Annotated in this window: 10 protein-coding genes; 5 read left to right on the plus strand and 5 right to left on the minus strand. The window is 65.7% G+C overall.

Translation table 11 applies throughout. From position 1 onward, the window contains the following. Positions 1-29: 29 nt before the first annotated feature. From boxB to HDG32_RS23490, 3 genes are all read right to left on the minus strand, one after another. Complete coding sequence (gene boxB, locus HDG32_RS23480) at positions 30-1,457, minus strand: benzoyl-CoA 2,3-epoxidase subunit BoxB (protein ID WP_184071075.1); 1,428 nt, start codon at positions 1,455-1,457, stop codon at positions 30-32. Positions 1,458-1,555: 98 nt separating this feature from the next. Next, the gene (gene boxC / locus HDG32_RS23485) at positions 1,556-3,235 is read right to left on the minus strand and encodes a 2,3-epoxybenzoyl-CoA dihydrolase (RefSeq protein WP_184071077.1); all 1,680 of its coding nucleotides are present in this window, start codon (positions 3,233-3,235) and stop codon (positions 1,556-1,558) included. A gap of 114 nt (positions 3,236-3,349) precedes the next feature. Beyond that, positions 3,350-4,351, minus strand: a complete 1,002-nt coding sequence (locus HDG32_RS23490; RefSeq protein ID WP_184071079.1) for a helix-turn-helix transcriptional regulator — start codon at positions 4,349-4,351, stop codon at positions 3,350-3,352. 238 nt (positions 4,352-4,589) lie between these two features. Between HDG32_RS23490 and HDG32_RS23495 the strand changes: the two genes are divergently transcribed. The 5 genes from HDG32_RS23495 to HDG32_RS23515 all read left to right on the plus strand — a co-directional run bounded on the left by HDG32_RS23495 (position 4,590) and on the right by HDG32_RS23515 (position 10,257). Further along, the gene (locus HDG32_RS23495; protein WP_184071081.1) at positions 4,590-5,057 is read left to right on the plus strand and encodes a DUF4863 family protein; all 468 of its coding nucleotides are present in this window, start codon (positions 4,590-4,592) and stop codon (positions 5,055-5,057) included. 59 nt (positions 5,058-5,116) lie between these two features. Further along, positions 5,117-6,706, plus strand: a complete 1,590-nt coding sequence (locus HDG32_RS23500) for a benzoate-CoA ligase family protein (protein ID WP_184071083.1) — start codon at positions 5,117-5,119, stop codon at positions 6,704-6,706. Between the two features lie 11 nt (positions 6,707-6,717). Further along, positions 6,718-7,578, plus strand: a complete 861-nt coding sequence (locus HDG32_RS23505) for an alpha/beta fold hydrolase (protein WP_184071086.1) — start codon at positions 6,718-6,720, stop codon at positions 7,576-7,578. Between the two features lie 120 nt (positions 7,579-7,698). After that, a complete protein-coding gene (locus HDG32_RS37290) occupies positions 7,699-8,010 on the plus strand; it encodes a hypothetical protein (RefSeq protein WP_409340054.1) in 312 nt (103 codons plus the stop codon). A gap of 129 nt (positions 8,011-8,139) precedes the next feature. Then, positions 8,140-10,257 (plus strand): phosphocholine-specific phospholipase C, encoded by a 2,118-nt coding sequence (locus HDG32_RS23515; RefSeq protein WP_184071090.1) that lies wholly within the window; start codon positions 8,140-8,142, stop codon positions 10,255-10,257. Between the two features lie 106 nt (positions 10,258-10,363). On the opposite strand, the gene HDG32_RS23520 is transcribed toward HDG32_RS23515, so the two are convergent. Both HDG32_RS23520 and HDG32_RS23525 read right to left on the minus strand, forming a co-directional pair. After that, on the minus strand, positions 10,364-10,744 hold the full coding sequence (locus HDG32_RS23520) for a DUF5594 family protein (RefSeq protein ID WP_090800962.1): 381 nt from the start codon (positions 10,742-10,744) through the stop codon (positions 10,364-10,366). A 49-nt stretch (positions 10,745-10,793) separates the two neighbouring features. Next, positions 10,794-12,458, minus strand: coding sequence for an acyl-CoA synthetase (locus tag HDG32_RS23525; protein WP_184071092.1), 1,665 nt, complete (start codon positions 12,456-12,458; stop codon positions 10,794-10,796). Positions 12,459-12,473 lie beyond the last annotated feature (15 nt).

A 12,473-nucleotide genomic window follows, 5' to 3' on the forward strand; every position in this document is an offset into this window, starting at 1 on the left:
TGCAGCGCGCCTTTCGTGCTTCGCCTGCTTCAGTTGAAGCGCACGTATTCGAAATCGACCGGCTGACGGTTCACGCCCATCGCGGGCGGCGCGATCCAGTTCGCGAACTTGCCCGGCTCGGCGACGCGGCCCATCAGCGAAGCGACGAACGCGCGGTCTTCCGGCGTGGCGAGCCAGTTCGCTTCGTTGGCGGCCCATTCGGCTTCGCTGAGCACGCGGCCGTCCGGCGACACCCGCGTGCCGGCGAACGTGCCGATCTGCCGGTTGAACGCCTTGTGCGGCACCGTCATGCGAAAGTCGACGCCGGCCTTCTCGAGCACCTTGTTCCAGCGCCCAACGCCCGCAACCGAGTCCTTGATGTAATCGTCGCGCAGCACTTCGTTCATCGCGTTGAGCATCGGCACTTCGCGCTCGACGAGCTTGCCGTCCTGCACGTCGAGCAGCTTGTAAGCATGCTCGTTCAGGCGATGATCGTCGTCGCGCTTGCCTTCCTCGTAGCGGCCCTTCAGACCCGAGCTATAGAACGTCGCCGCGTTCGACGAATGATCGGCGCCGAACAGGTCGATCGTGACCGAGTAATGGAAGTTCAGATAGCGCTGGATGGTCGGCAGATCGATCACGCCGGCCGCGCGGATCTTCGCGACGTCGTCGGTGCCGAGTTCGTTCATCACCTGAGCGGTGCGCTGGATCACGCGCGACACGCCCGATTCGCCGACGAACATATGATGCGCTTCCTCGGTCAGCATGAACTTCGTCGTGCGCGCGAGCGGATCGAAGCCCGACTCCGCGAGCGCCGACAACTGGAACTTGCCGTCGCGGTCGGTGAAGTACGTGAACATGTAGAACGCGAGCCAGTCCGGCGTTTTCTCGTTGAACGCGCCGAGAATGCGCGGGTTGTCCTCGTCGCCGGAGCGGCGGCCGAGCAAGGCTTCGGCTTCCTCACGACCGTCGCGGCCGAAGTAGCGATGCAGCAGGTACACCATCGCCCACAAGTGGCGGCCTTCCTCGACGTTGACCTGGAACAGGTTGCGCAGATCGTACAGCGACGGCGCGGTCAAACCGAGGTGACGCTGCTGCTCGACCGAGGCCGGTTCCGTATCGCCCTGCGTGACGATGATGCGGCGCAGGTTCGCGCGATGCTCGCCGGGCACGTCCTGCCACGCGGCTTCGCCCTTGTGCTCGCCGAAGTGGATCGTGCGATCCTGCTCGCCCGGCGTGAGGAAAATGCCCCAGCGGTACTCGGGCATCTTCACGTAGTCGAAGTGCGCCCAGCCGCCCGCATCGACGCTGACCGCGGTGCGCAGATACACGTCGTACCCGTGCGAGCCTTCCGGGCCCATGTCGCCCCACCATGACAGAAAGTTCGGCTGCCATTGTTCGAGCGCGCGTTGCAGCGCGCGGTCGTCGGCGAGGTTGACGTTGTTCGGAATCTTTTCGCTGTAGTTGATCGAGGACATGGTCGGTTCCCTGGGTCAATTCCCTGTTCGGAAGCTGCAGTGGCGAGAGGCGCGTATCGGCAGGCGGCGTCGTTTAGTCCGAGTGAGCGCGGCGCATCTCACACGCGCGACACATCGAATTGCGCCTTGCTGCCCTTGCCGTACACCTTGAGCGCACCCTTCTCGCCCACTGCGTTCGGCCGGTTGAAGATCCAGTTCTGCCAGGCGGTGAGACGGCCGAAAATGCGCGTCTCCATCGTCTCCGGCCCATTGAAGCGCAGATTCGCTTCGAGGCCGGTCAAGGCATCGGGCGACATCGCCGCGCGTTCTTCGAGCGCGATGCGGATTTCGTCGGCCCAATCGATGTCGTCAGGCGATGCGGTGACGAGACCGAGGCGCTCCGCGTCGAGCGCCTTGACCGGCTGGCCGATCAGCGCGCGCGCCGCGTCGAGCGGCTCGGCTTCCTCGTAAAAGCGCCGCGCGAGCCGCGACTGATGCGTCACCATCGGATACAGGCCGAAGTTGACTTCCGACAGCGTGATCGCCGGCTCTTCGTCCTCGTTGTCGGGCAGCGCGGCCATGTAGATGCGATCGGCGGCGAACGCGAGTTCCGCGAACGTGCCGGCGAAGCATGAACCCGGCTCGATCAGCGTGAAGATGGAGCGCGACGACACGTCGAGGCGCGCGAGCGTGCGGCGCAGCATGCCGATCGTTTCGCGCACGAACCAGTGATCCCGGTGCTGCAGCAGCGTCGCATCGACCGCGAGCAGGTGGCGCGCGTCGCCTTCGGTCTTGAACACCCAGGTGCCGATGTCGAGCGCGTTGGTGCGCATCGAGAGGATCGCGTCGTCGAGTTCGCGGGCGAATTGCAGCGGCCACCAGTTGGCGCCGGCCGCGGCGATCGCGGCGATGCCGGTCGGTTGCTCGGTCTGTGGCGCGCGCGCGGTGAAGGTCGCCACACGTTTCGCGCGATCGATCGTGACGTCGACCGTCTGATAGCTGAGGCCAGCTTCGCGATCCGTGCGTTCGATGCGCGTGAGCGCGACGCCCGGCGCTCCGGCCGGACGATCGCTGTGCGCGCCGAGTTCGAGCGCGCGCGCCTGAATGGCCTGCTCGAACTGGTTCGGCTTCACGACTTCGTCGACGAGACGCCAGGCCTTCGCGCGTTCGCCGCGCACGCCCTCGACCACCGTGCAGAAGATATCCGCGCGATCGTGGCGCACCTTGCGCTTATCGGTCACGCGCGTGAGTCCGCCGGTGCCGGGCAGCACGCCGAGCAGCGGCACTTCCGGCAGCGACACCGAAGAGGAACGATCGTCGATCAGATAGATTTCATCGCAGGCGAGCGCGAGTTCATAACCGCCGCCCGCGCACGCGCCGTTCACCGCGGCGAGAAACTTAAGCCCCGAATGGCGCGACGAATCTTCGAGCCCGTTGCGCGTTTCGTTCGTGAATTTGCAGAAGTTGACCTTCCACGCGTGCGATGACAGCCCCAGCATGAAGATATTCGCGCCCGAGCAGAACACCCGGTCCTTCAGGCTCGTCACCACCACCGTGCGGACTTCCGGATGCTCGAAGCGAATGCGCTGAATCGCGTCGTGCAGCTCGATGTCGACGCCGAGATCATACGAATTGAGCTTCAGCTTGTAGCCGTCGCGAATGCCGCCGTCCTCGGCGATGTCGATGCCGAGCGTCGCGACCGGACCGTTGAAGCTGAGCTTCCAATGCTTGTACTGCGACGGGTCGGTGCGATAGTCGACCGGCGCGGCCTGAGCAACGGCGGTGGGTGCTGTGGACATGGGGCGTCTCCTGACTGGACGATGCAATCTGTTTTTTGAACAATAGTGCATCGTCACGCCAGCGTAAAGCACTTTAGTGCATTTTTACGGGGAAACCCTGGCGCCCGCGATCGGTCAGTTCACGCGCGCCTCGTCGGGGGCTTCCGCCGCGAGACGCGCGGCGAGACGGTCGCGCAACTGCAGGTACGCATCGGCGAGCGTCCTTTCGCTGGTGTCGAACGACATGTCCGCGCGTCCGTACAGCTCGGCGCGCCCGGCGAGGATGCGCTTCAGGTCGTCCATCGCCTCGCGGTTGCCGGACATCGGCCGCAGATCGCCTTGCGCGACGACGCGGCGCATATGTTCCTCGGGCGTCGCCTGCAACCACACGGTGAAGCAGTGCGACAGCAGCAGGTTGAACGTGCCCGCTTCCGACACGAGCCCGCCCGGCGACGCGATCACCGCGTGCGGATGCTCGTGGATCACCGCCTCGAGCGCGCGTTGCTCGTAGCGTCGATACGCGCTCGCGCCGTACAGCGAATGAATCTCCGACGGCGGACAGCCCGCGAGCTGTTCGATCACGCGCGTGAGCTCGATGAACGGCACCTTGCGCTCCTGCGCGAGCATGCGCCCCAGCGTCGACTTACCCGCGCCGCGCAGGCCGATCAGCGCGATGCGGTCCTTGCGGTGCGGGTCGCGCGGCGCCTGCGCGAACATCTCGGCGAGCGCGATGCGCGCGCGCTGCAGTGCCGCCTGGTCGCGCCCCCGCAGCAGCTCGCGGATCAGCAGCCATTCGGCGGACGCGGTGGTTTCGTCGCCGATCACCTCGGCGAGCGAGCAGTTCAGCGTGGCCGCGAGCTGCCGCAGCACCAGCACCGACGCATTGCCGACGCCCGATTCGAGGTTCGCCAGATGCCGCTCCGACAAACCGGTTTCGGCCGCCAGCGTCTTGCGCGTCATGCCGCGGCGCGCGCGCAGCAAACGCACACGCTCGCCCATCGCGGTCAGGAACGGATCGCGTTCTTCGCGCTCGCCGCCACGTTCGGCCGTGCGTTCACCCGCGCGCCCGGTGCGTTCGGCGCGGGCCGCGCCGTCGTCGGTTTCGTCCAACGGTGCGGGAGGGTACTTTTGATTCATGTTTTGCGACCTCGTGACTACGATACATGTACTATAGTGCTTGACACGCACCAGGTGAACGGTTTAATTTTCGCCAAAAGCTGATCCAATCACAAACACAGTCGCGCGCCGCCTTGGCATTCCGGCCGCGTCACGGAGACGGCGCCGCAATACGCATGCACCCAAGTTCCGGCGGCCGGCGATCCGGCGGCCGGCGACCCGGCGGCCGGCCTGCGTGAGCGCGCTTCAGGAGGCTCGCATGTCCCCACAGGAATTCCAGCGCCTGATCGCAGGCGTCACTGGGCAACTCGCCGGGCGGCCGCTCGACGGCGCGCTCGCGGACTGGCTGAACGACACCTGGCCCGCCGGCAGCCCCACCTTTCACGAACTCGCGAACGCATGCCGCTGCGGCGTCGCCGAAGGCTGGCTGTGCAACCGCGAGGCCGGCGGCATCCGCTACGGCCGCATCTTCAAGGCGCTGCCCGACACGCACGGCTTTTCCGTCGACGTCGTCGACATGCAGGACATTGCCGGTCCGCACCACGTCCATCCGCACGGCGAGATCGATCTGATCATGCCCCTCACCGACGGCGCGACGTTCGACGGCCATCCGGCCGGCTGGTGCGTGTACGGCCCCGGCTCGGCGCATCGTCCGACCGTCGCGAACGGCCGGGCGCTGGTGCTGTATCTGCTGCCGCAAGGGGCGATCGAATTCACGCGCGCGTGAGCCGCGAGCAGATCACGATCACACAAGAGCCGGACCGTGTCCACGGATGGAGGAGACATATGGAAGCCCTGCTGGAAACGAGCGCACGCGAGCCGGTTGCGCCGCCGCCCCCGCTGTTCAACTTCGCGAGGCATCTGTTCCAGTTGAACGAAGCGCGCGCGAGCAAAGTCGCCTATATCGACGACGACGGCGCGATGACCTACGGCGAACTCGAACAGCGCGCGCGGCGCTGCGCCAGCGCACTGCGTGCGCTCGGCGTGCATCCCGAGGAACGCGTGCTGCTCGTGATGCTCGACACCGTATCGCTGCCGGTCGCATTTCTCGGCGCGCTTTACGCCGGCATCGTGCCGGTCGTCGCGAACACCTTGCTGAGCGCCGCCGACTATACGTACATGCTGACGCACAGCCACGCGCGAGCGGTGATCGTATCGGAACCGTTGCTACCTAACGTGACGGAGGCGCTGAGCAGCATCGACAACGACGGCTGCCAACCGATCGTCTCGCAGCCTCACGCCTGCACCGAAGCGCCGCTCGCGGCGCCCCGCTTCGAAACGCTGGTCGACACCGCGCTACCCGCCGTCAAAGGCTGTGCAAGCAACGCGGACGACATCGCGTTCTGGCTCTATTCGTCGGGCTCGACCGGCAAGCCGAAAGGCACCGTCCATACGCACGCGAATCTGTACTGGACCGCCGAGTTGTATGCGAAGCCGGTGCTCGGCATCGTCGAGAGCGACGTGGTGTTTTCGGCGGCGAAACTGTTCTTTGCATATGGGCTCGGCAACGCGCTGACGTTTCCGCTGTCGGTCGGCGCGACCGCGATCCTGATGGCCGAGCGCCCGACCGCCGAGGCGATTTTCGCGCGCCTCGTCCGGCACCGCGCGACCGTGTTCTACGGCGTGCCGACCTTGTACGCGAACATGCTGGTGTCGCCCAACCTGCCCGCGCGCGCCGACGTCGCGATCCGCGTGTGCGCGTCGGCCGGCGAGGCGTTGCCACGCGACGTCGGCGAACGCTTCACCGCGCACTTCGGCGCCGAGATTCTCGATGGCATCGGCTCGACGGAAATGCTGCACATCTTCCTGTCGAATCGCGCGGGCGAAGTCGAATACGGCACGACCGGGCGCCCCGTGCCGGGCTACGAAGTCGAGTTGCGCGACGAAGCCGGGCGGCCGGTGCCCGATGGCGAAGTCGGCGATCTGTTCATCAAGGGGCCGAGCGCGGCGCTGATGTACTGGAGCAATCGCGAGAAAACGCGCGCGACGTTTCTCGGCGAATGGATCAGAAGCGGCGACAAATATCGGCGTCTCACGAACGGCTGCTATGTCTACGCGGGCCGCAGCGACGACATGCTGAAAGTGAGCGGCCAATATGTGTCGCCGGTCGAGGTCGAGATGGTGCTCGTCGCGCATCCGGCGGTGCTCGAAGCGGCGGTGGTCGGTGTCGATCATGGCGGGCTCGTGAAAACGCGCGCGTTCGTCGTGCTCAAGCGCGACTTCATGCCGTCCGACCTGCTCGCCGAGGAACTGAAGACCTTCGTCAAGGAACGGCTCGCGCCGCACAAGTACCCGCGCGATATCGTGTTCACCGACGATCTGCCGAAGACCGCCACCGGCAAGATTCAACGCTTCAAGCTACGCGAACAGTCATAGGTGATTCATTGATGCAGAACCGAGGTACCGCCCCTGCCACTTCCTCCGCGAGCGCCGCCAGCCGCCTTGCCGAACTGCCGGCGAGCGCGTCGCATGGACCGCTGCGCATCGAGTACCGCTGGGTCAACGAGCAGGCGAATGCTCAGCAGGACGATTCGCCGATCGCGGTATTCCTGCACGAAGGTCTCGGCTCGATCGCAATGTGGCGCGACTGGCCGCAGACGTTGTGCGCGCGACTCGGCATGCGCGGACTCGTCTATTCGCGGCCAGGCTACGGACTCTCGACAGCGCGTGCATCTGACGACAAATGGCCGGTCGATTTCATGACCGCCCAGGCGCGCGACATCCTCCCCACCCTGCTCGACGCGCTCGATATCGACCTGCGCCAACGCCAACGCATGTGGGTGATCGGTCATAGCGACGGCGGCTCGATCGCGCTGCTGTATGCGGCGCTGTACCCCGATGCGCTCGCGGGCGCGGTCGTGATCGCGCCGCACGTATTCGTCGAAGACATCTCGGTGCAAAGCATCGCCCATACGAAGCAGCTTTACGAAACCACCGATCTTCGCGCGAAGCTCGCCCGCTATCACGCGGACGTCGATTCCGCGTTCTACGGCTGGAACGATATCTGGCTCGACCCTGCGTTCAGGCGCTGGTCGATCGTCGAGGCGCTCGCGCCGATCCGTCGACCGCTGCTCGCGATCCAGAGCCACGACGACAACTACGGCACGATGGCGCAGATCGACACGATCGCCGCGCGCGTGCCGCACGCGCAACTCGTGAAGCTCGACGCATGCGGACACTCGCCGCATCGCGACGCGCCCGCCGCACTCAACGACGCCATCGCGGCGTTCGTGCGCGCACAACGATAAGCGGCGCCCGTCTGTTACCGATACTTCATAAAAATTACACGGATCGGCGATTATGCTGCTGCATCGCTGACCTCGGCACATCGATTGCGAGGCATCCCTTCCCCGCCAGGAGACAGTGCCATGCCCTTCGTGTCGAAGCCGAGTCGTGCGCCCCGTCGCAAACGTTTGACGGGCGCCATCGCGGTGATCGCGCTGTGCGCGCTAGCGGGAGCATGCAGCGACGACGCCCCGCCCGCCAGCACGAATACGATCAGTTCAACCGACCATTCCGCCGCTAATCCCGGCGACCCATCGATCGCCCCGCCGCCGGCCGACTCCGCGCCGCCGACGCTGACGATCCAGACACCGGCGGCACCCGCATCCGAAGCCGGCACGGCGCTGTCCGCCACCTCGCCGCCGCTGGCCAGCCCCGTCATCCATACCGTCGATTGAGAATCGCGCCGCGCGCGGCGGCTAGCCCGCCTTCGCGCGTCCGACGCAGCATCGCCGTTTCAGTACCGCAATTTGTCGTCCCCGTGCCTTTCTCCTCCACCGAAGATCAAAGCCACCACCGCCCCAACCATGACCTCAAACAATCGTCGTGATTTTCTGCGCTCGGCCGCGCAAGCCGCCGGTTCCTTCACCGCGTTGAGCATGCTGCCGCCGGGCATCCGCAATGCGCTCGCGATTCCGGCCAACAACCGGACCGGCACGATCCGCGACGTCGAGCACATCGTCGTGCTGATGCAGGAGAACCGTTCGTTCGACCACTACTTCGGCACCCTCAAAGGCGTGCGCGGCTTCGGCGACACGCGCGCGATCAACCTCGCGAACGGCCAGCCGGTGTGGTATCAGCCGCAAACCGCCGATGCCAGCGGTGCCAGCTACGTGCTGCCGTTCCGTCCGGGCGCGCCGAACCTCGGCCTGCAATTCCTGCAGGATCTGGCGCACGACTGGGGCTCCACGCACGCCGCATGGAACGGCGGCCGCAACGATCAGTGGGTACCGTCGAAAGGCGCGACCACGATGGCCTACCTGACGCGCGACGACATCCCGTTCCACTATCAGCTCGCCGACGCATTCACGATCTGCGACGCCTACCACTGCTCGCTGATGGGCCCGACCGATCCGAATCGCTACTACATGTGGAGCGGCTGGGTCGGCAACGACAGCAGCGGCGGCGGTCCGGTAATCGACAATTCGGAACTCGGCTACGGCTGGTCGACCTACCCCGAAGTGCTGCAGAACGCGGGCATCTCGTGGAAGATCTATCAGGACATCGGCACTGGGCTCGACGCGAACGGCTCGTGGGGCTGGACGCAGAACGCGTACATCGGCAACTACGGTGACAACTCGCTGCTGTATTTCAATCAGTACCGCAACGCGCAGCCGGGCAACCCGCTATACGACAACGCGCGGACCGGCACCAACGCGGCCAACGGCGACGGCTACTTCGACATTCTGAAGCGCGACGTGCAGAACGGCACGCTGCCGCAGGTGTCGTGGATCGTCGCGCCCGAAGCGTACAGCGAGCATCCGAACTGGCCGACCAACTACGGCGCGTGGTACATCGATCAGGTGCTGCAGATCCTCACGTCGAACCCGGACGTGTGGAGCAAGACCGTGCTGCTGATCAACTACGACGAAAACGACGGCTTCTTCGATCACATCGCCGCACCGTTCGCGGCCGCGTCGAGCGCCAACGGTTTGTCGAGCGTCGACATCACGAACGAAATCTATGCGGGCGACGCGAAGAACGTCGCCGGGCCGTACGGGCTCGGACCGCGCGTGCCGATGCTGGTGGTCTCGCCGTGGTCCAAAGGCGGCTACGTGTGCTCGGAAGTGTTCGACCATACGTCGGTGATCCGCTTCATCGAAAAGCGCTTCGGCCAGCAGCACAATCTCGGCGAATCGAACATCACGCCGTGGCGTCGCGCGGTGTGCGGCGATCTGACCTCCGCGTTCAACTTCGCGAATCCGAACGCGTCGGTGCCGTCGCTGCCGGGCACGAGCGGCTACGTGCCGCCCGACCAGAACCGTCACCCGGACTACGTGCCGCAACCGCCGACGGTGCAGACGGTGCCGAAGCAGGAAGCGGGCGTGCGCCCGGCGCGCGCGTTGCCGTACGAACTGTTCGTGCGCGTCGAGGAAGGCTCGAACGGCAAGCTGACGATGCGCTTCGTCAACACGGGCCGCGCGGGCGCGGTGTTCCTCGTGTACGCGGCCAATAGCGCCGACGCGCCGCGCAGCTATACCGTCGAAGCGGGCAAGCATCTGCAGGACGCGCTGCTGCTCAACGCCGACGGCAGCTACGACTTCAGCGTGCACGGGCCGAACGGCTTCCTGCGCCGCTTCGCGGGCAAGGTGGTCGCACGGAACTGGTGGAATGGTTCGGACACCGCACGGCCGGCCGTCGCCGAAGGCTACGATGTCGCGAACGGCAATCTGCAACTGCGGCTCGAGAACGTCGGCAGCGCGCGTTGCCAGTTCACGATCGTCAACGCGTACGACGCGAGCCATGTGATCAAGCATTCGGTACGCGGCGGCGACACCGACAATCTGTACCTCGATCTGCGCAACGCATACGGCTGGTACGATCTCGCGATCACCGTCGATACGGACCCGACGTTCGCGCGCTGCATCGCCGGTCATGTCGAGACGGCAAACAACAGCATGAGCGATCCGGCGCTGGGCGGCTGAGCGTCGCTGTAACCCAACGCTGCAAAAGCAACGGCCGCTGGCTCTTCGAGCACAGCGGCCGTTTTTCATCCAGCTCTCGAACGCAAGCCCGCAATCGCGCGCGCGTCTACGATTCGAAATCGAGCCCGCCGATCAACGTAACCGGCTCACCCTGCGTGTGCGTGGAGAAATCGAGTTCGCGCGCCTGGGTCCACGCATTGAGCTTGCGCGGCAGCGCGGCCAGATATCTGGCGAAACGCGTCGCGCCCTGCTCGCCCATCAGCCTTTCTATTTCGTCGCTGTCCCAGGTCAGATACAGATTCAACGGATGCGGGTAATGACCGAGCTCATCGAGCGGCGTGGCATGAATCCGCACGCGGGTGGGCTGACCCTGTTCGCCATGCGGCAACACGTCGGTGTGCACGGTCTTGGCGATACACGCGGCGATCGCCTCGGCAATGCGCGGCGCGAACTCCTGGTCGAAACGCATTGCACTCTCGGGGCGCATCCAATCTCTCCGCTGTGATTCCCATCGTGGGTTGGTCATCGTAGCAGACTCAGTTTTTCGCCGGTGGGATCGCGTCCGGACCGTGCGTCAGCGCCTCGCGCAGCGTCTTGCGGATCACCTTGCCGGTGGCCGTCATCGGCAGGCTTTCGACGAAGCGAATCTCGCGCGGATATTCGTGCGCGGCCAGACGCGTCTTCACGTGCTGCTGGATCTCACGCACGAGTGCGTCGTCGCCGACGAAACCCGCTTTCAGCACGATGAACGCCATCACGATTTCGGTGCGCTCGCGATCGGGGGCGCCGACCACGGCCGCCATCGCGACGGCCGGATGACGCAGCAGCGAATCCTCGATCGACGCCGGCCCAATCCGGTAACCGGCGCTCGTGATCACGTCGTCGCCACGACCGACGAAGCGGATGAAGCCGTCCGCGTCGCGCGTGCCGAGATCGCCGGTCAGCAGAAACCTGCCGCGGAATTTGTCGTTGGTGGCCGCAACGTTGCGCCAGTAGCCGAGAAACATCACCGGATCGGGCGCGGCCACCGCGATATCGCCGATCGCGCCCGGCGGCAGTTCGTTGCCGGCGCCATCGACGATCGCGACATGGTGCCCCGGCACCGCGCGCCCGATCGCGCCGAAGCGCGGCTCGAACAGCGCCGCGCACGACGACACCACGACGTTGCACTCGGTCTGCCCGTAGAACTCGTTGATCGTCACGCCGAGTGCGTCGCGCCCCCAGCCGATCAGTTCCTCGCCCAGCGATTCGCCGCCGCTCGCGACCGATTGCAACGCGAGACGCAGATGAGCGGGCCGCTCGACGCCGCGCATCATCTTCAGCGCGGTCGGCGGTAGAAACGCATGGGAGACCGCGTGACGCGCGAGCAGATCGAACGCGGCGTGGCCGTCGAATTTCGCAAAACGGCGCGCCAGCACCGCGACACCGTGATGCCACGATGGCAGCAGCACGTCGAACAGACCGCCGATCCACGCCCAGTCCGCGGGCGTCCACATCAGCGTCGCGCGCGCGGGAAAGCCCTGCTGCGACATCTCGACGCCGGGCAGATGCCCGAGCAATACGCGATGCCCGTGCAACGCGCCCTTCGGTTTTCCGGTCGTGCCCGACGTATAGATGATGATCGCCGGATCGTCCGCGGCGGTGTCGGCCGGCGTGAACTCGGCGCAAGCGCCATTCAACGCCTGCCAGAACGACCGCACCGGCGCGTCCGATGCTTCGTCATCCTGCTCGATATCGACACTGAACACGTGTCGCAACTCGGGCAGCGCGCCGCGAATTTCGTCGATCTTTTGCACGCCGGCGTGATCGGTGATCAGTGCGAGCACGCCGCTGTCGCCGAGCCGATGCTCGATCGCGTCCACGCCGAACAGCGCGAACAGCGGCACCGCGACCATGCCGGCCTTGTAAGCCGCGAGATGCGCGATGGCCGTTTCGATCGATTGCGACAGAAAGATGCCGATGCGCTCGCCGCGCCGCGCGCCCGCCGCGAGCAGCGCATTGGCGAAGCGGTCGGACAGGGCTTTCAGTTCGTCGAACGTATAGCGGGTCGCGCGCCCGTCGGCGTCTTCGTAGATCAGCGCGAGACGCCCCGAGCCATCGGCCCACCGGTCGCATGTGTCGACGCCGATGTTGTAGCGCGGTGGAATACGCCACGCGAATCTGGCCGTGAGCGAATCGTAAGTCTCGCCGTCGAGGTTCATCGGGTCTCCTGATAT

The organism is Paraburkholderia sp. CI2 (genome assembly GCF_014201055.1).
Lineage (GTDB): Bacteria > Pseudomonadota > Gammaproteobacteria > Burkholderiales > Burkholderiaceae > Paraburkholderia > Paraburkholderia tuberum.

What these genes read in the sequence shown, in the direction of transcription:
- HDG32_RS23515 (WP_184071090.1), top strand. Translation starts at nt 8,140, where the DNA reads ATGACCTCAAACAATCGTCGTGATTTTCTGCGCTCGGCCGCGCAAGCC.
- boxC (WP_184071077.1), bottom strand. Translation starts at nt 3,235, where the DNA reads ATGTCCACAGCACCCACCGCCGTTGCTCAGGCCGCGCCGGTCGACTAT.
- HDG32_RS23505 (WP_184071086.1), top strand. Translation starts at nt 6,718, where the DNA reads ATGCAGAACCGAGGTACCGCCCCTGCCACTTCCTCCGCGAGCGCCGCC.
- HDG32_RS37290 (WP_409340054.1), top strand. Translation starts at nt 7,699, where the DNA reads ATGCCCTTCGTGTCGAAGCCGAGTCGTGCGCCCCGTCGCAAACGTTTG.
- HDG32_RS23500 (WP_184071083.1), top strand. Translation starts at nt 5,117, where the DNA reads ATGGAAGCCCTGCTGGAAACGAGCGCACGCGAGCCGGTTGCGCCGCCG.
- boxB (WP_184071075.1), bottom strand. Translation starts at nt 1,457, where the DNA reads ATGTCCTCGATCAACTACAGCGAAAAGATTCCGAACAACGTCAACCTC.
- HDG32_RS23520 (WP_090800962.1), bottom strand. Translation starts at nt 10,744, where the DNA reads ATGCGCCCCGAGAGTGCAATGCGTTTCGACCAGGAGTTCGCGCCGCGC.
- HDG32_RS23495 (WP_184071081.1), top strand. Translation starts at nt 4,590, where the DNA reads ATGTCCCCACAGGAATTCCAGCGCCTGATCGCAGGCGTCACTGGGCAA.
- HDG32_RS23490 (WP_184071079.1), bottom strand. Translation starts at nt 4,351, where the DNA reads ATGAATCAAAAGTACCCTCCCGCACCGTTGGACGAAACCGACGACGGC.
- HDG32_RS23525 (WP_184071092.1), bottom strand. Translation starts at nt 12,458, where the DNA reads ATGAACCTCGACGGCGAGACTTACGATTCGCTCACGGCCAGATTCGCG.